Here is a 19,421-nt window from a genome sequence, read left to right as displayed (position 1 = left end):
CGGCAAAATAGTCCTAAAAGTCTTGCCCAATAAGCACTTCACGATTCCATAAGTAAAAATTATCACACAAAGTCGAGAAGAACCAAAAATTTTGCTGCTAAGATTTAACATATAACCTTTAGTTCGTTAGACAGATGACAACCTTAACTGGAATAGTCGAATCAGCCTCTGCGGGAGAAATTGGATTTGATACCGATGATATGCTAGACTTAGCTAAGGCGAAATTATTTTATCAAAGCGGTTATCGTTTCTGCTTACGCTATCTTTCCCTTTCCCAAGAAAATCCCAAAGATTTAACCAACGGTGAAGCCAATGCCATTCTAAATGCCGGGTTAGCTTTGATGCCCGTCCAACACGTGCTTTATAAAGGTTGGACACCAAGTGCCACACTGGGGGAAAACCATGGTAAAGCAGCCGTCGAAAACGCCAAAACAGTCGGGTTTCCCGCTAAAGTCAATGTCTGGTTAGACTTAGAGGGAATTGATCCACAGGCAACTGTCCAAGACGTAGTAAATTACTGCAACAATTGGTTTGATCAAGTAAACGAAGCTGGCTATCTACCTGGTTTGTATGTAGGGGCTAATTCTATTTTAAACAGTTCAGAATTATACAAGGATATCAAATTTCAATACTATTGGCATTCCTTGAGTACTGTTCCTGATGTTGCTGTTCGAGGATATCAAATGACTCAACAAGGGGTGCGTCAACCAGTTCATGGTATTAGGATTGATAAAAATACTACTCATAATGATAATTTGAATGGGATTGTACAGTGGCTCATTCGTAAAATAGATTCTCAGTCGTGAATTACCCCACAGACATGATCGGATGCAGTATTTTAATCAATTAACTAACTAAGGCGATAATTGTTATGATTTCTGTCAATGGTTTGCGCGGTCCTCGTATTTTTAGCGGTGCATTAGTCTTTGTTAATCCTGATAGTACGACACCGCAAGTCATTCCTTTTCAATATAATCCGAGTCGCTTGCAACGATCCTTAGAACCCCAAATGGCAGGAGGTGAGGAAAATAACCGTTCTCTTGCCATCCGCTATACAGGCGCACCCGTTGAAATAATCAACATAGATATCCAGTTAGATGCTTCCGATAAACTGTGCCACGATGATCCGATTACAGTTCAATTAGGCATTTATCCTTATTTAGCCGCCTTAGAACTCTTAGCTTTTCCTTCCCTTAATCAAGTCCAAAAGAATCAATCTTTACTAGCAAATGGCACGCTAGAAGTAGCATCTTTGACCTCTCCTGATATTTACTTGGTTTGGGGGTCTCAGAGGGTGCTTCCTGTGAGAATCAATAACTATACAATTGTGGAAGAATTGTTTGATGCTCGCCTCAATCCTATTCGAGCGACGGTTTCCTTGAGTATGCGAGTGTTAAACTACTCAGATTTGAGTTCTTCTAACCCTCAATACCATCAATTTAGTGCCTATCAAAATATCTTACAATCTATGTCTCGTAGTGCTATTACTACTTCCAGTCAGATGTTGGGAGTGAATGTCAATCAACTTAGATAAACCATTGAAATTGAGGAGAATTTTAAGTTTAAATGTTTGACCATACCAGTCGCTATTATGCTATTGCCGATGCTCGATATACGAGTTCTACTGGGCAGGAAATTATTTATAAACGCCGTCGTTTTCTTCCCCAAGGTCAAGATTTACCCTTTCTCACGAATGTTAAGGTTAATGATGGCGATCGCTTAGATATTATTGCGGCCAAAACTTTAGGTAATCCCCTGTTATTTTGGCGAATTGCGGATGCAAATAATGGGATGAATCCCATGGATTTGACTGAACGGCCAGGACGCATTTTAAAAGTTGCGATTCCCCAAGTACCTGGAGAATAATCATGACGGGAACGGGTATTACGCTAAGATTAGCATTAGGAAAAAATCGGCCCAGTCCTGCGCCCCAATTTATTGCTGAATCCCTGCAAAGTGTCGAGATTACCCAAAGCGATCAAAGTCCGTCGAAGTTTCAATTATTGTTTCATGCTGACCGAACCAAAGGACTAAGTACCGATTATGAGTTATTGAGAAGTCCCCTCCTCACCCCAAAAAATCGAGTAATTCTGACCATTACACTTAATGGAACACCCAGTATTTTGATCGATGGATTTATTACTCAACAAGAATTAACTCGCTCTCAAGAATTTGGGGCAGCTATGTTATCGGTAACAGGAGAAGATGTCAGCATTGTCATGGATCTGTATGAATACTCTACCGAATATCCCAATTTGGGACACATCGCAATTGTTGAATTAATTCTCGCCAAATATATTCCTTTACTCGGTTTAATTATTCCCGAAATATTTCCTGCTACGTTACCCCCTTATCAATCGCTACAAGTGGATTGGGTTCCCCAACAAAATGCCACTGATCGCGCCTATCTTCAGCAATTAGCCGCCAGACACGGCTATCTTTTTTATATGAGACCAGGGCCAACTTTCTTGAGCAATATCGCCTACTGGGGTCCCCCCGTACGTAGGGGAAACCCACAACCCGCTATGACTGTGGACATGGGACCTGCGACCAATGTAGAATCGATTAACTTTTGCTATGATGCTCTATCACCCACCCTAGTCTATGGTTTTGCCCAGTCCGACCCCCTTCAACCCGAATTATCAGAAGACATCCCGATTGTTACCACTAATAGTACCCGAACGCCCCTATCTCAGTCCGAACTGCAACCCTTAGAACTGTCTCTCCCCTTTATACGAACCCAACAATTTACCGATCCCCGTCTTGGTCCCCTAGATGCTTTAGCAAAAGCCCAAGCGATTACCGATTTATCGATGGATAACGTCGTGGTTGCTCAAGGACAATTAAATACGCTTCGTTATGGGCATATTTTGCAAGCCCCCGGTCTTGTAGGCGTTCGAGGTGTCGGTTATAGCTATGATGGTCAATATTATGTCCAAAGTGTTACCCACAAAATCGCGCGCGGGAATTATCAACAAAAATTTACTTTAACCCGTTCTGGTCTGGGAAGTCTGACGAATTTTGTTCAACCCTAATCTTAATTTAATTCTGTTTAATTTATGAATGGCAATTGTTCTCCCCGTTCCAACCCGACGAATAATGCAGATGCTGCGTCCTCTGATGGCGGGCAGCGTTTTTATGGTAAGTATCGAGGAATCGTGCTAGATAATGAAGATCCGTTAGGATTAGGACGAATTCGAGCAGAAGTTGCGGTGGTTTATGGATCTAAGTTAAATTGGGCTTTGCCTTGTACTCCTTATGCAGGTCCGGGCGTTGGGTTTTATGCTATTCCGCCTGTTGGGGCTAATGTTTGGCTGGAATTTGAAGGAGGCGATCCTAATTATCCTATATGGGTGGGCTGTTTTTGGGATGAAGGTCAAGTACCAAGGGGTCCCGAAGAATTGCCTAATCCTGCAACTAAGATATTTAAAACCGAGTTTATCAAGATGGTACTCAATGATCTACCGGAAGTGGGAGGTTTTACGTTAGAATGTTCCCCTGAAGCGGTGGCGACTCCCTTAAAAATGGTTTTTAATTCCACGGGGATTGAAATTAATGCTGCCCCTGCCATCATTAAATTAGTCACAGAAGAAGGAATTACCCTCGAATTTCCTCCCGGTACGATTTCCATGAGAGAAGCGGCCATTACCTCAGAAATTCCTGAATCAACCCTAACTCTAAACGAAGAAGCCATTTTAATAAATTCGGGTGATGTGACGGTAACAGCCACCGAAGCAGCACAAATAAACGCCGGTGCAGATATAGCAATAGAAGCAGGGGGAGCGGTAGAAGTTACAGGGGGGGCTGATGTAGCGATTACGGCGGTCGGTGCGACTGAAATTACTTCGGTTGGTATTGCTATCACAGGGTTAGTCGAGGTAACAGGAGATTTATTGGTCGATGGTCAGCAAGTCCTCTTTTTTTAACGCAAGTTTCTTAAAAACCTATCAGAACTTACGAAAATAAAGACTTTATACGTTATTTAGAGTTTTGTTACGTTGCACAGCCCACTTTACCTATAGGAATAGCTCATAAGTCCTAACCTTTTAAAAGGTGAAACTAGATTAAACCCAATGAAGTTAAACATTAACAAAAAATATGCAAATTGCTTTCCCTTTTAAGCTTAATAATCAAGGTTTAGTCGCCACCACCGACTACAATCAACATATCTATCAAATGATCGAACAAATTCTCTTTACTATGCCGGGAGAAAGGGTTAATTTGCCATCCTTTGGTTGTGGGTTGCAACGATTAGTTTTTACCACTAATAATACGGAAATGGTAGCCGTTACTCAAGCGATGGTACAAGCTGCCCTTAGTCAGTGGCTAGGAGATGTCATTCAGGTGGCAACAGTAGAGGTTAAGAACGAGGAGTCTAAGGTAACAATTTGGATTGAATATGCTGTCCTGATTACTCAAGAACGGTATCGAGTTAAATTTGAATGTTGAGGGGAAATCGTCAATGGAAATGACCGATAAATTTAGTTCTTATATACGGTTACAACGTCGATTAAATGTTAGTCAACATCCTAACTTAATCGGACTAGATTTTCTTGAAATAGAGCAACAAGAACAACAATGGTATTTAAGAGCTTATTTTGTTTCACCTTCTCCTGAACATCCCAATAAGCAACATATTCCTCCTAATTTGACTCCCGCTAATTTTCAAATAAAAACACTACAGAAAAAATTAGCACCTTTTAAAATTGAGTCAGTGAGTTACATTAATAATAACTATGTAGAATTAAAACTTAATTTAACAGCAGAAAATGAGGATTGGCTCGGTTTTCACCTTCTCACATTAATCGATATCGAGTATTTAGACTCGGCGTTATCTCAATTACCTTTTAGTTTATGGCCAGATAACACCATCCCGATTAATCCTCAGTCTCCTACTGATTTACCACCACCTTTACAATTACCTATTGAAATTAATTATTTAGCTAAAGATTATCAAAGCTTTCGGCAATTAATGCTAGATTATTTAACGTTATTACTCCCCCAATGGCAAGAACGTCACGAAGCTGATTTAGGAATTGTCTTAGTTGATTTACTCGCTTATGTAGCTGATTATCTCAGTTATTATCAAGATGCTGTTGCTACGGAAAGCTATTTAGGAACAGCGCGACGGAGGCTTTCTTTAACTCGTCATGCTAGATTACTAGATTATCAGGTATCAGAAGGATGTAATGCTAGGGTTTGGGTACAAGTACAAGTAACGGGAAATACTGTTTTACCGATTGGAACACCCCTATTGACACACAATCAACCCGCCCCTAAACGAATTTTAGTTAATGAATATAAGCAACGTATTCAACAAGTTAATAATCCAGATCAAGTCTTTGAAACAATGGAGACAATTTCTCTCTACGTTCAACATAATGAAATATATTTTTATACCAGTGGAAGTCCTCAATTCTCCCTAAAAAAAGGAACAACTAAGGCGACTTTAAAAGGACATTTTTATAACTTGCAACAGGGAGATATTTTGATTTTTGAGGAAGTTATTAATCCCCAAACTGGTTTAACCAAAGATGCTAACTATCAACATCGTCATCAGGTAAGATTAAGCCAAAAACCTCAACTGAGTTATGATGAACTTTACTCTCAAGAAATAACTGAAATTGAATGGCTGCTAGAAGATAGATTACCTTTTGATTTGGTTGTGTCCAGCTTAACAAACGAGGGATGTTATCAACAGGATTGCACAGTGGTTAGAGGCAATATTGTTCTGGCAGATCATGGCTGTACCATTGATAATGATAAGCTCCTAGATATCGTTCCAGAACAGGAGAAATATCGCCCCCATTTCTGTCCGAGTGGATCGCTAACGTTTCGAGTTCTTTTTCAGTCTAATATCGCCAAGAAACAATCAGCTAAAAAAACCTTAGAACAAAAACCGCATCAGGCAACTCCTGCCATTCTCTTGCAAGAATTAGGAGGACTTTACCCATTTCTTCCTCCTAAAATAATTGGAAATAGTAATATTTGGAACGCCCAAAGAGATTTACTTGCCAGTAATCCGTTTAGCCAAGATTTCGTTTTAGAAATGGAAGAAGATGGTTTAATTTATCTACGGTTTGGCGACGGTAAACTTGGCAAACTACCCCCTATTGGGCATCAATTTCAGCCTATTTATCGGTTAGGAAATGGCATTCAAGGAAATGTGGGTCAAGAAACTATTACAACTATTGTGAGTGAGGATCTAAACATTATAGGCGTTCGTAACCCGATGCCTGCCCAAGGGGGGGAAGAACCTGAATCTCTTGAAGAAATTCGTCTGAATGCACCAGTGGTTTTTTATACTCAAAAACGTTGTGTTACGGAAGCAGACTATGCGGCGAGAACTGAAACTTATTTTGATGTGTTACAAGCGATCGCAATTCGTCGATGGACTGGGAGTTGGAATACCCTCTTTATCTATGTTCTGCGTCATGAAGGGCGATCTGTAGATTCAGCATTTGCAGCAGAAATTAAAGAGTATTTGACCCCTTGGGCAATAATTGGCACAGATTTAGTGGTAAAGGGCGCACAATTTGTGCCAGTCGCCATTACCCTCAAGGTGTATATTAAGCCTCATGCGGTGCCTAATCAAGTATTACAGATATTGAATTTGGCTTTTAGTTCGGTGATTTTTCCCGATGGAGAACAAGGCTTTTTCTACCCAGATCGCTTTAAATTGGGTCAACCCCTTTATTTAAGCCAGATTATCGCTCGTGCTTTACAAGTTCAGAACGTGGTTCGGGTTGAAGCGACTCAATTTCAGCGTTTAGATCGACTTTCGGGTGATGAACTAGATACAGGAGTGATTGAGGTATTACCATTAGAAGTAATTCAAGTGTTAAATAATGTGAAAGAACCCAAAAAAGGCAAAGTTAAGTTTATCATTGAGGGAGGTTTTGATAGTTAGTTGTATAAAAACTATGTACTCACGCAATCGCTCCTTGTTTACACGACGGCAAGCTGGCTCCTTGTTTACACGACAGCAAGCTGGCTCCTCTTTAGCGAATTCGCTATCTCGCCCCTTCTCATCAAGATCTTTTTCATCTAAAGTAGGTGTATTTCATAAACCAGATACATCTTATGGGAAAGGCCCATGGAAAACGGAAATAGAAAAAACACCAGTTGAATATAAGCCACTTGATTGGAAAGAGGGAGGAAATTACTCTTCTGACGACAACAAAATTACTTTAAATGAGAAGCATAGTCCAGCAGCACAAGAATCAACCCTAGAGCATGAGCGAGCCCATGCCGCTCATTTCAGTTATCTTGATAAAAACGATCCTGAAAATCTATTGATAAGTGAGTTGGTCGCTAAGCGGAGAGAGGCGATAAAGACGGGCAATCAAATCAACTTAGGACAGTTGCCAAAAGATGCGGAAAGTGCGAAAACACCAGAAGAGCAAGCCCAAATAAAAGAACATAACATATTTAAAGAAAATCCTTCAGAATATAGCAAATTAGTTCTTCGACAATATGCAAAACATTACCAGAAAAGATTTTTTGACACGAACCTTTCAAAACTTGCAGATAAGATACATACAGATCTATCTCAATCGGATAATCAAGACTAGGCTACAATTGCAATCGATAATCTTAATGAAGTAGAGATTATTAGTATCTTCTCTACTTTGTGTGATAATTTTTGCTTATGAAATCGTGAAATGCTTACTAGGCAACACTTTTAGGACTATTTTGCTGAAGAAACTATATAGACCTCGTTTCCACACAGAAACCAGAAGAGCCGATTATTACTAACTCCTAACAATTGTGATGGGCAAAAATTCTGAACTGTTACACTTAGCCAAAGCAACCCTTATCGCCCAAGGCGATAAAACAGAATCATGGTATCACTTAAACTGTTATAATCCGCCTGGTCTGACACAACTCAGCTATCGAGCGGGAACTTACAGCACCTTTTTGCTATGGATGTTAGCGCAAGCTCCCAAAGAAATCATTACCAACGAGCAACTTTTTGTCACTCAACCCCTCGCTAACCTCAATACAAATAGCTTAGTTCCTAACGATATCGCCCTTGCTTTCTTGAAAATTTGGGCAGTTTTAGGGGACATTCTCACTTTTTATAACGAACGCATTATCAACGAAGGCTATTTAAGCACCAGCGTCGAAAGTTTCTCCGTAGAACAATTAGTCCGCAGTTTAGGTTATCAACCCGATCCCGGTTTAGGTGCTACTACTTACCTTGCTTTTACCCTCAGAGTTGCTCAAGGTATCCCCACTGAAATTATCATTCCCGCCGGTCCCCAAACCCGCGTTCAAAGTCTGCCTAAACTAAATCAAAAACCAGTTATTTTTGAAACCAGCGAAAGCATTGTTGCCCGTGCTGCTTGGAATGCCATTAAAATCTATCAGCCGACCGTTTATCCTCAAATAAACCTCAATTATGGGGCAACAGGTATCCGCGTTGCCGGGACAGCTACAGGGTTAAAACCCAATAGTCCTCTTCTATTATTGAGAGAAAATTCTCACCAGCGATCGCCGCAAACAGTCGCGGAATTTCGTCTGTTACACGAGGTAGAAGTCAACAAAAGCCAAGGTTACACCCTAGCACTATGGCAAACCCCTTTAACTCAAGGAAAAACCTTATCCTTGACATCAGACAGCTTACCCCAAGCACTTACTTTTAAACAACAAGCCAAACTTTTTGGCCACAATGCTCCCTTCTGGAATCGTCTTCCTGAGCGTACTAAAGCGCAATATAGCACTCGTTTAGGGGGAATTTTTGTGAGCGATGATCGGGGTCAATCTTGGTTAAGTCATAATATCAATTTACCTGATCTCAAATGGCAAACCTTAGTAATTACCTCTGATGGAACAGTATTTTTAGGCACAAATAAGGGACTTTATCGAAATAAGAATCAAGGCGATCACTGGGAAATAATAACAGGAGGATTATCCCAACAGCCCATCTTTTCCCTATTGCTAACCTCCGATGATCAATTATTCGTAGGTACTGTTAATGGGGGAGTCTTTCGTTCCGTTGATGGGGGAGAAAGTTGGGATCGTCTTCAAGGGTTATTAACGATAGTAGAAACAAACCCCAACCGTAAATTAGTAAATGCTACTTTACCTAGAACAAGTGTTCGTTCAATAGCTTGGAATAACCATGATTTATCCAAACCAGCCACTCTTTTTGTCGGGACAGATAATGGCATTTTTAGGTTAACAATGGGTGGCAGAAGTTGGCAACCGACTAATCGAGGTTTACCCCATTATAACGAACAAACGGGACAAACTTCTCTGATTATTTATGCCCTAGCCATTAATCCTATTAATGGCTACCTTTACGCAGGAACAAACTTAGGTATTTTTGCATCTTCTGATCAAGGAAATTGTTGGCGATCACTCAACAAAGGTTTACCAAATTATCAGAAACAAGTCGCTTCATCCTCGGCGAAATTACCAAGATTGAATAACTGTCTCCCCAGTACAGAAACGGCGATTACTATTAAATCTATTATTCACTATCAAGAGCCTCAAAGTCAAATTTGCTATCTTTTTGTAGTGACAGAAGCAGGGATTTTTCGGTCTCAAAATAATGGCCATAATTGGCAGTTAGTTAATAATGGTTTAGAATCTCCTAATGGTAAGATTGTAGTCAGTTCTTTAGGGACATTACAAAATCAAAACCAGATCATTTTGTTAGCAGGAACGAATCAAGGATTGTTTTCAAGTGACAATCATGGCAACCAATGGCAATTACTTGATCCTGTCCAAAATATCGAAGCTGTGGCAACTAATAGTAAAAATAAAATTGCGATCGCTACTCCTTTAGGTGAATTTAAAGATCAAGACTGGCCTAACTTTTATTTGCCGGATAATTATATTGACTTAGATAAAGTTTATTCCTCAATTATTCTGGGAAGTTTTGTGATTCTGAGACAGCAATTACCGACTCCAATCGTAGGTATTTATCGGGTAAAAACCGTTCTCAATCTTGTAGCTTCTGACTTCACACTTAAAACTTCAATTACCCGTCTTGAAATTGATAGTCATGAAACGCCAAAGCTCAGTCAGTTTAATTTACGCAATACCCAAGTTTTTCTACAAACAATATCTCTTAAATTATCTGCGTCTTCCTCATCACCTCCTACCCTAGTAAAAGGATTAGAAATTAACCTAAATGGTGAGAATTTAGGTTTAGCTAAAGGACAAACTTTGAGTATTACGGGAAAAAGACCTAGAGCGATAATTATTGGGTCTTTAGGGGGAGTTTATCGTAATAAAGATAAAAAATGGGATCTGTTAGGATTAGAGAATTTCTCAGTGGAATTCCTAAGTTTTAATGAAGATAATAATTTAGTTGCAGCCACAGAAATCGGGATTTTTATCTATAAAAGTAACCAATGGTCAAGACTTGGTAAAAATATTATAAAAGCTACCAAAATTCTGCTAAGTTCCTCTCAAGAATTAGTCTCTGCGACTGAAGATGGAGTCTATTATTATAAGCCATCAACGGATGAATGGAGTCTTTTAGGAAATTTAAAAGAACCTGTCTTAAGTTTAATATTCAGTCCGCAAGGAGATTTGTATTGTGGTACAGAAAAAGGCGTTTTTTATTATCATGATTCCCAGTGGATTTCTCTCGGTTTTAGCGATCAAAAAATATCAGCTTTACTTTGGACTCCTAGCTATCTCTATGTGGGAACTAATCAAGAGGGAGTCTATCGCTGTACTATTCCAAAATTAGAGGAACAAGCTGTCATTCAAGGATTAAATATTTGGAAAATTAAAAGCTTAGTAAGTGACTCTCAAGGACAGCTTTTTGCTGGAACTGATGGGGGAGGAATTTTTTATTCTTCTGATCAAGGTATAACTTGGAAAGAAAGAAATTTCGGACTCTCAGATCAACATATTCAGTGTTTACTAATTTCTCCTCAAGACATCCTCTATGCTGGAACAGAAAGGGGAGGACTTTTTTATTCTCTCAATCAAGGGGAAACATGGATATTTTGGCCTTTAGGTATTTCTAACAATATCAAAACCTTAACTTTAGATGGCGAAAATAATCTTTATGTTGGAACAGGAACAACTGCTTATTTACAATCTGCCGAAAGTTTAGAACCAACTCCGCTTAAGCAACAGCAATTATTTACTATCCCTTCGGAATTTAAAGAACTATTAAATCAAGGTTTTATTACTGAGCAATTGAACAAAATATTTCAAGATAATAACCAATCGTTAGCTCCTAGTACAACTATCGAGGTGGAACAAGTTGATCGCTGTTGGAGATTGTCAAATAATCACGGCAATACCTTCTTGATTCGGCAAAATTTTAGACAACTAATCGTAGAATATACTCCTCAATTTGAAGTGCTAAAAGCTCCAGTTTCTCATCCAAAATATGCACATTTGTATTACTGGTTTTTGCAATCTCCCGATAGTCTCGAAATTAAATTGATAGCTCAATCGGATGAAATAATTTGCGAATCTGCCGTTAATTCTTCTTCTTCAATTAGTGAAATTACAGTTGTTGCAGATGTAATTAACAAAAATAATAATCATACAGTCGTGAGTTTAACTAAGTCTTTAGAATTTGTTTATGATGACAAAACAGTAACAGTATGTGGGAATGTGGCCAGAGCTACCCAAGGGGAAACTATCCGTAATGAAATTCTAGGAAGTGGCAATTCAGCCCAAAAAAATCAAAAGTTTGCATTACAAAGACATCCTTTAATTTTTCTTCCTAACCCTAACGGGATAGAAAACCTTAGCACCTTAACAATAGCAGTAGAAAGACAATCAAATTTTAACTTCACTAATGTCAATCATACTGAAATTATTTGGCATCAAGTTTCTAATTTATTTAACTCCACTACTGATAGCCATGATTATTTACTACAAGTTTCCGAGCAAGGAAAAGCTACCATAACATTTGGTGATGGTAAACAAGGATCTCGTCTCCCCACAGGACGGGAAAATGTCTTGGCAACTTATCGTACAGGTATTGGTCAAGATGGGAACGTTGATAGGGGACAATTAAGCATTATGGTCAATCGTCAACCAGGAGTGGATAAAGTTATTAATCCGATTCCTGCGTCTGGGGGGAGAAATCCCGAAAAAATGGTCAATATTCGGCAAATAGCACCTCTATTTGTGAGAACTTTAGGTCGGATAGTTTCCTTAAATGACTATGAAGATTTGGCGATTACTTTCCCCGGTATTGCTAAAGCTAAGGCACAAGTTTTGTGGAATGGACATCAACAATTAATTCATCTTACTATTGCTGCTAATGACGGTGTTCAGATTTCTAAAAACTCGAAGCTTTGTCAGGATTTATATCAAGAAATTCAAAAATTAAGTATTCATTCACAACCGATACAAATTGACTCTTTTGTACCCTTATTTTTTCAGTTCCAAGTCAAGGTAATCATAGCTGAAAATTCCGATATTCTAAGTATCAAATCTCAGATTAAAGAAACTTTCAATGCTCAGTATTGTTTTCAGCAACAAACCTTTGGACAAACTATTACTTCCGATTCTATTATTGCCACCATCCAGAGTATTACTGGTGTCTTAGCTGTTGACTTAGAAGCACTTTGTTTTCATGGCGATTACCCACAAATTTATCCTACCCTACAGGCAAAATTGGCTGAATGGAACATTGCATTACAAGAAATTGTTCCGGCTCAGTTGTTACTCTTGGTTTTTCAAGAAAGTTTTCTGCAAATTACGAAAGTATAATGCTTCCGCAAGAATAAATCAAGACAACCAATCTTTAATTTCATCACTGGTTAGGGTTTTTTCTAACTTACGATATTCACTTCTTGCCGCTTGTAGTAAATCATTCATCGTAACAGCACGTCCTTTTTCTGAGGCTAAAAAAGCAGCTTTTAAAGCAATATTACGAATTTCACCCCCAGATACATTTAATTGCGCTAGTTTTTGTATGTCTAAATCTGCTTGGGGCATTTGTGGTGGAAACATTTTTTGCCAAATTTCCACTCTTTGAGCAAAGTCAGGAAAGGGAAATTGAACAATAAACCGTAAACGTCGTTTAAAGGCACGATCTAAGGCTTCAGGAATGTTAGTAGTCAAAATAGCTAATCCTCGATAGGCTTCCATTTTCTGCAATAAATAGCTAACCTCAATATTAGCATAGCGATCATGGGAGTCTTTGGTTTCTGTTCGCTTACCAAAAAGAGCATCCGCTTCATCAAATAATAAGATAGCACCCCCAGCTTCAGCCGCATCAAAAACTCGTCGTAAGTTCTTTTCAGTTTCGCCGATATACTTATTAATGACGGTACTCAAATCAATACGATAAAGGTCTAAGCATAATTCTTTAGCTAAAATTTCAGCAGCAAGGGTTTTTCCCGTTCCACTTGAGCCAGCAAATAAAGCACTAATTCCTAGTCCTCGCTCACTTTTCTGATTAAATCCCCAATCTTGGTAAACTTTGGCTCTTTGGCGTACTTCTAGGGCGATTTCTTCTAGAATTTGCTTCTGAGTTTCGGGTAATACTAAATCACCCCAACCTGCTTTAGGCTCAATTCTTTGGACTAAATCATCTAATTTTTGTCTTGCTTGTAGGCGACAAGTATCCCAAAGTATTTGGGCGACTTCTTTTACAGTAAATGTCTCGGTTTCAGTTTGACTGAGTTTACCTAAAGTCTCTGTCCAAGTAGCATAAATGTTGGGATAGTTCATATTAAACTGAAAGACAATTTCATTAGCCAGTCCCGTTAAATCTAGATCAATTTCACTAAAAAGCATCTTCCAGAGTTGTTCTTGCTCGTTTTGAGTGGGTTTTTCTACATCAAAAGTAATCATCGGTCGTTCGGTTAATAAACCCCGCTCTCGGCTCGATAGGATTAAGAAACTGGCACTATTTTCCAAAAAATAAGATAAGGCTTCAGTTTGGGATGTGTCGCTGTCTTCAGTCAGGCGATCGCATTCGATTAATAAACCTTTTCCCAGCAAAATTGCCTCTCGATCCCATAATCGCACGATCAAATCTAATCTTTCAGGGTTACTCGGAAGCGTTGATACTGAGAGTCGCGCCAAGCGTAAGTCTAATTTTTCGGCTGTCTTAGCTGCGATTGCTTGTTTAGCGGCCAGATTATCCCCAGATAATTGCAATAAAGGATATTGTTTTTGTTGTTCTCCTTCTATCCATGTGGCGGCTAATTGTTGGGCTAAATGGCGATGAGAAGGAGCAAAACGCTCTTCTGTGGGAAGAGGTTTGATAATTTCTCCTAATCTACGGTCAATAAAAGATAATCCCATCAAATAGAGGAAAATATTTTCGTCAAGGGTGAGGGGACTGGTGAGTAAGGTGGGTCCGGGTTGTACTTCAATTAAATGCCAATAACGTAAAGAACCCGTCGAAGAAATTGCTTCCCAATTCGCTTCGGGTAAGACGGCTAAGGCGAGGGAAAATGTGGGATAATTAAGGTTATTATCCTTTTGAGCATCAGCACATAATTGGGCAAAGGTGGGATCGAGTTCCATCGCTACACACAGTAGCAGCAGATCTATTTCAAAGGGTTCAAGATTAAAGGTTTGGTAGAGACGTTCTAAAGCCGAAGCCGAAGGCATTTGTTCTTTGGCTTCGTTGAGTTGGGCAAATGTTGCTTCCAGTTGTTGCTCATCCCAGCGTTTATCCTCCAAAAAGGCAATATATCGGTTAATTTGCTGTCGGATAGAAGCGATTGCTGCCATCAGAAAGTTAAAATTGGCTTGTTGCCAGGAAATGCTCTCCCCGCCAGACATAAATTTATATTGGTTGTTAACGTTTTTATAGTAAGCTATAAATTATCAATAATCAAGGAAATACATAAAGATATGTAACTTATAGCAGTTTTCCTATTCTACTTAATCTTAACAAGGAAGTATCCCTGAATATGCCTCACTCAAACTCAGAAAAGCACAAAAAACGGTTGAAGAAAATTCTTGATCGACACGGAAAGTCAACAGGCAAGATAGGATTTTATGACAAAAGAGCTACAACAGGTTACAGATATGCCATAGGAAAACGGCAACAAGGCCCCCATACTATGGCTCATATTACGAAAAGAGTAGCATTACAAGCAGCGATAGATGCTGGCAAAGATCCATTACTTCTGAGGGGGACAGCGGCATTCCCGAGACCAAGAGTGATGAACAAAAGAATGAGACATAGTTTTGCAGAGAGAGGAACAAATTGGCAGCAAGAGACAAGAAAACAAAGAACAGCCTATCTTAAGGCCTATCTTAAAGCGTGGAAAGAGTCCTCCCCAAGCAACAAAAATCAAACAAAAAGACTTAATGCCTTAAGGCGTGGGATGGAACTTAATCCAGCAACAGTTTACAATATAGGAAAGGGGACAACTTCTTCTTCTCAAATAGCGGGAAAAGGAGAAAATAGACAAAAAGCATCGCAAGATCTTTGGAAGTTGGTCAATGCACCATCAGGACAGATCCCAAAAATGGAAACAATAGACTTAAGTGGTGCAAATCCCCACGAAAAACATCGTTCAAAGAAGATGGTAAGGTCTATTGGCCAACTGTTAAAAGGGGAAGATCTCGATCCAGATTCGAGTGACAGTGAATCTGATAGTGAAGTGGAACTAGATGACTACTAACTCGGTGGTCAAAAACGACTCAACCATCGAGTGTTGACCCTATAAACGCTGATGAGGAAAGAGTGACAGATTAAATTATTGACAATATGGCTGTAAACTGATGATTTATCGACTTTTCTCCTCATCATAATAGCTAAGAAATTAGCGTAGTTGGGAAAGTCCACTAAGATGATATAATTTTACCAGTTTTAGACAAAATCAAGAATATGGAAGGAAATTTTTCTCGGTCAACCTTTAAAGCGAGTAAGGGTTACAATCGCGTCTTTATGCAACAAGGGCGCGTTCAGCTAGATGCGGACTGGAATGAGGCGATCGATAGTATTACCCATAATCAGCAGTCAGCCATTCGCTATCTCATCGGTGATTGTGCTGTCCCCTACGAAAATGGCGGTTTTCGGATATTTAAACAAGATTGTCTCAAATTTAATGGTAAATCTAACTATCTCAATCTAGGATCACGCTTTTCTTTAGCGAATAGCGATAGTTTTGTTATTGAAGCTTTGGTTTGTCCCCGTTGGGAGGGTAATGGCGGCACAATTTTAAGTAAATTGAATCTTAACCAAAGTAATGATTATCAGGGAGAATATCGTCTTTTTATTAAACCCAATGGGACGGTAGTTTTCCAAAGAATAGAATTGTTACTAGATCAACAGAATGCTGAATTAGTGAGAGAAAATACCCTTGACTATTCAGATGCCATTTATCTCCATTCCTTAGAAGCTATTAAAGTTATTGAATTAGGGCGATTTGTCCATATTGCCGTAGTTTCTATTGGTAATAATCTTTATTTATTTGTCGATGATCAGCTAGTCGCTACCTCTTACCAATTCAATGATTATCAAGAAGCTTCTGATCTTCCCTTTTTAATTGGTGCACAATGGTTAAATGAGCAACCAGATAACTTTTTTGATGGATTAATCGCTGATATTTTAATATCAGAAATTTTGAACAGAGAAGCATTAGAACAAAATTCATTAAATTTCAAATTAAAGCATTTACAAAAACAGCCGCACTGGTCACTTTTACAAAATAAAGAAATTATCTCGACCAACTTAAATGGCAATTTAGAGAAACGATATTCTCCTCCTATTTGGCTCATTCAGCCTCTTTTTATTAGTCATGGTGTTGCTTATACGGGAGGAATTTTATGTGAAAATCAAGCCGATATTTTGCTAACCGAACAACTAGAATTACCTCATAGTGCTTTACCTCATCTAGAAAGTTTGCAGGGAATTTATTTAGTTTATTTAGATGTGTGGTCACGCTATATTTCCTCTATTTCTGACCCAACTATTCGAGAAATTGCCTTGGGTGGGGCTGATACCACAGGACGCTCTAAAATTATTTGTCAAGTTAAATTACTTGCTCTAGAAAATGACAATAATCAACAACAATGGATTGAGAAATTTCAACAGTTAGCAAGATTAAATCGCCAACGTGGTCAGTTAAAAGCTCGCCAGGATTATAAGATTCCCATTAAAGGAAATTATCTGTATCGAATTGAAATTCATAATCCTGGTTTTGTCTCTGGATGTCCCTTATTCTCTGCTGAATTTTTACCCATCTTAAAAGGACAACTAATCGAAGCCAATTGCTTTAAAATAATCGAAGGAAATTTGAAGCTTTGGGAAAACCAAGAATGGCTTGAAATTATCTTTAAAGTTGCTTCATCAAAAAAAGAAAAAATCGTCAAAATCCAGAAAATCAACCCCGAAAATAATCAAATTTTACTCACTGATGACTTGGAGTATCCCTTAGAACAAATCTTTTATTTACGACCAATTGCTACCCTAAAATGGTCGAAAGAAAATGGCTCAATTACTTATCCGATTCAAAAAATAGAAACCAGCCTTATTACTATTATTAATAGTCCCCCCGGTACACCTGCTTTACAAAAGAGAGACTGGATCGAAATTGTTGATGATGACTATATTTTAGCTAATCAAATCAAGCATTTATGCCAGATTCAACACATAGATGGGGACATAAGTTCTCCGACAACTCGCCTGACGGTTAACCCTGCTCCCCCAGCCAAATTTGGACGTAATCGTACTAAACATCCTTTTGTCAGACGATGGGATCAAAAACAAATGAGATGGAATAAAGAAAGAAACGTTCAATTATCCCCTCTAAAAAGCGGTGTTATTCCCCTTCGCCAAGGATGGTTAGAAATTGAAGATGGAATAGAAATTCAATTTGAAGAAGACGCTATTTATCAACAACGAGATTATTGGTGGATACCCGCACGCACAATCAACAATAGTATTGAGTGGCCGGTGGATGAACAGTCAAACCCTAAATTTCAACCACCCCAAGGCATTGAACATCATTATATGCCCTTAGCCCTCCTACAATTTAACCAAGCATATTCCTTAGAAATTCTCAAAGATCTGCGTAATATTGTTCCTAATCTCGGAGATTGGTTAAGCAAAAGTGGGGGGACAATCACAGGAGATTTAACCGTTGAAGGAATGTTAGCGGTAGAGAGTGATACCTTTCTTCGTCGTAATGTCACTGTTGGCCGACTTTATGGAGAATTAGCTCCTAATTTGGTTGATACCCCTCAAGTGGTCGATTACGCTATTACCCCCGATAAACTAGCTCCAAATATCGGTTTTGTTCCTCCGCAATATTCGATTCTGGGTTCTAGTCCCGTTGCTCCCCCAGAATATACTTATACAGGTTTTTCCATCACTGTCCCTGTATTAAGACCCCAAAATTGGCAGGAGATTACCCCCCCAATGCCCAAAGCCGGACGAGTCTATACGACGGTAATCGAAGAAAAGATTTATTGTTTGTGGGAAACAGGGGAACTGTGGGCTTACCAACCCAATAATGCTCTAGAACTTTGGCAAGAAAAAAAGCCTATGCCCGATCCCAAACGAAAAGCCTTTGCTGTGGGGGTTATAAACAACAAACTGCACGTGATTGGTGGATATGTGGTTGAAGGGAGGAAAGCGGGTGAAAAAACAGGACTTCACTACGAATATGACCCCGAATCCGATCAATGGAATCTCAATCGTCCCCCAATGCCTACGCCGAGAAGTCATTTAGGGATTGGTGTCGTGGGACAGAAGCTTTATGCAATTGGAGGACAGGTATGCGGTTTCTGGGGATTATTTCCCAATCTGGTCACTGGTGTTAATGAAGTCTATGATTTAGTAACTAATCAATGGTTACAATGCCCTTCTCTGCCTAGAGCCAGATCTGCTTTTGGGATTGGAGAATATCAGGGGGCTATCTATCTGTTTGGAGGACAGAAAAAAAAGTTTTGTGGACTGTGGGGAGATAAAAAAGTTCCTTGGTGTGATATTTATGTTCCCTTAAAAGAGCGATGGTTCAGACAAAAGCCTTTACCCATGTCCCTGAGCCACATGGGAATCAGTGCGATCGCAGGTCAATTTTATATCATTGGTGGAACAAATTCTTGGAGTGAACAGGATAGCACCTTTGTCTATGATGCTCAGACCCAGATTTGGCGACAAGCAGCCCCCCTCCAGGAAGGGAGAAAATCTTTGGGAACTGCCTTCCTTGATGGTTCAATCTATATTTTTGGGGGTGTTACTGCCCAAGGCAAAACCACCAGTATTGAAAAAATACACATTAACTCCATTTTCTATATCTATCAAAAACTTACTTAGGGCTGGCTGAATAAATGTGAAATATAGACTAGGTAAGGGTCTTAGGGTCTTTTTTCCCTCCCACAGGTGCAAGATTTTGAGAGAATCATGTTTCAAAACCTTACATCTTCATCGGCCCACACGTCCTGTAGGAGCGAAGTATTCGGGCATAACCTATCGCTGAAACCGGAGATTTCCTATCCGAATGCTTCGC

The 19,421-nt window shown here is 39.2% G+C and carries 12 protein-coding genes; 11 read left to right on the top strand and 1 reads right to left on the bottom strand.

Annotation, left to right across the window (positions count from 1 at the left end; all coding sequences use genetic code 11):
* Positions 1–134 precede the first annotated feature (134 nt).
* The 9 genes from IQ242_RS00060 to IQ242_RS00020 all read left to right on the top strand — a co-directional run bounded on the left by IQ242_RS00060 (position 135) and on the right by IQ242_RS00020 (position 12,705).
* The gene (locus IQ242_RS00060; protein WP_193958576.1) at positions 135–806 is read left to right on the top strand and encodes a DUF1906 domain-containing protein; all 672 of its coding nucleotides are present in this window, start codon (positions 135–137) and stop codon (positions 804–806) included.
* Between the two features lie 65 nt (positions 807–871).
* Positions 872–1,534, top strand: a complete 663-nt coding sequence (locus IQ242_RS00055) for a hypothetical protein (protein ID WP_193958575.1) — start codon at positions 872–874, stop codon at positions 1,532–1,534.
* A 32-nt stretch (positions 1,535–1,566) separates the two neighbouring features.
* On the top strand, positions 1,567–1,866 hold the full coding sequence (locus IQ242_RS00050; RefSeq protein ID WP_193958574.1) for a hypothetical protein: 300 nt from the start codon (positions 1,567–1,569) through the stop codon (positions 1,864–1,866).
* A gap of 2 nt (positions 1,867–1,868) precedes the next feature.
* On the top strand, positions 1,869–3,035 hold the full coding sequence (locus IQ242_RS00045; RefSeq protein WP_193958573.1) for a hypothetical protein: 1,167 nt from the start codon (positions 1,869–1,871) through the stop codon (positions 3,033–3,035).
* A gap of 24 nt (positions 3,036–3,059) precedes the next feature.
* The gene (locus IQ242_RS00040) at positions 3,060–3,926 is read left to right on the top strand and encodes a phage baseplate assembly protein V (RefSeq protein ID WP_193958572.1); all 867 of its coding nucleotides are present in this window, start codon (positions 3,060–3,062) and stop codon (positions 3,924–3,926) included.
* Positions 3,927–4,098: 172 nt separating this feature from the next.
* Positions 4,099–4,449, top strand: a complete 351-nt coding sequence (locus IQ242_RS00035) for a GPW/gp25 family protein (RefSeq protein ID WP_193958571.1) — start codon at positions 4,099–4,101, stop codon at positions 4,447–4,449.
* A gap of 19 nt (positions 4,450–4,468) precedes the next feature.
* Complete coding sequence (locus IQ242_RS00030; RefSeq protein ID WP_228020727.1) at positions 4,469–6,910, top strand: baseplate J/gp47 family protein; 2,442 nt, start codon at positions 4,469–4,471, stop codon at positions 6,908–6,910.
* A 13-nt stretch (positions 6,911–6,923) separates the two neighbouring features.
* Positions 6,924–7,574 (top strand): hypothetical protein, encoded by a 651-nt coding sequence (locus IQ242_RS00025; RefSeq protein ID WP_193958569.1) that lies wholly within the window; start codon positions 6,924–6,926, stop codon positions 7,572–7,574.
* A 199-nt stretch (positions 7,575–7,773) separates the two neighbouring features.
* Complete coding sequence (locus IQ242_RS00020) at positions 7,774–12,705, top strand: putative baseplate assembly protein (protein WP_193958568.1); 4,932 nt, start codon at positions 7,774–7,776, stop codon at positions 12,703–12,705.
* An 18-nt stretch (positions 12,706–12,723) separates the two neighbouring features.
* Here IQ242_RS00020 and IQ242_RS00015 read toward each other — a convergent pair whose 3' ends face one another.
* Complete coding sequence (locus tag IQ242_RS00015) at positions 12,724–14,736, bottom strand: ATP-binding protein (protein WP_193958567.1); 2,013 nt, start codon at positions 14,734–14,736, stop codon at positions 12,724–12,726.
* A gap of 131 nt (positions 14,737–14,867) precedes the next feature.
* Between IQ242_RS00015 and IQ242_RS00010 the strand changes: the two genes are divergently transcribed.
* Both IQ242_RS00010 and IQ242_RS00005 read left to right on the top strand, forming a co-directional pair.
* Entirely contained in the window at positions 14,868–15,587 is a 720-nt protein-coding gene (locus IQ242_RS00010) for a hypothetical protein (RefSeq protein ID WP_193958566.1), read from the top strand.
* 206 nt (positions 15,588–15,793) lie between these two features.
* Positions 15,794–19,228 carry a DUF6519 domain-containing protein gene (locus tag IQ242_RS00005; RefSeq protein ID WP_193958565.1) on the top strand — a complete coding sequence of 1,145 codons (3,435 nt, stop codon included), beginning with the start codon at positions 15,794–15,796 and terminating at the stop codon, positions 19,226–19,228.
* Positions 19,229–19,421 lie beyond the last annotated feature (193 nt).

The sequence above is a fragment of the Microcystis sp. LEGE 08355 genome, from assembly GCF_015207185.1.
GTDB lineage: Bacteria > Cyanobacteriota > Cyanobacteriia > Cyanobacteriales > Microcystaceae > Microcystis > Microcystis panniformis.
The sequence above is the reverse complement of the archived record's forward strand: the minus strand, read 5'-3'. Positions and strand labels throughout refer to the sequence as shown.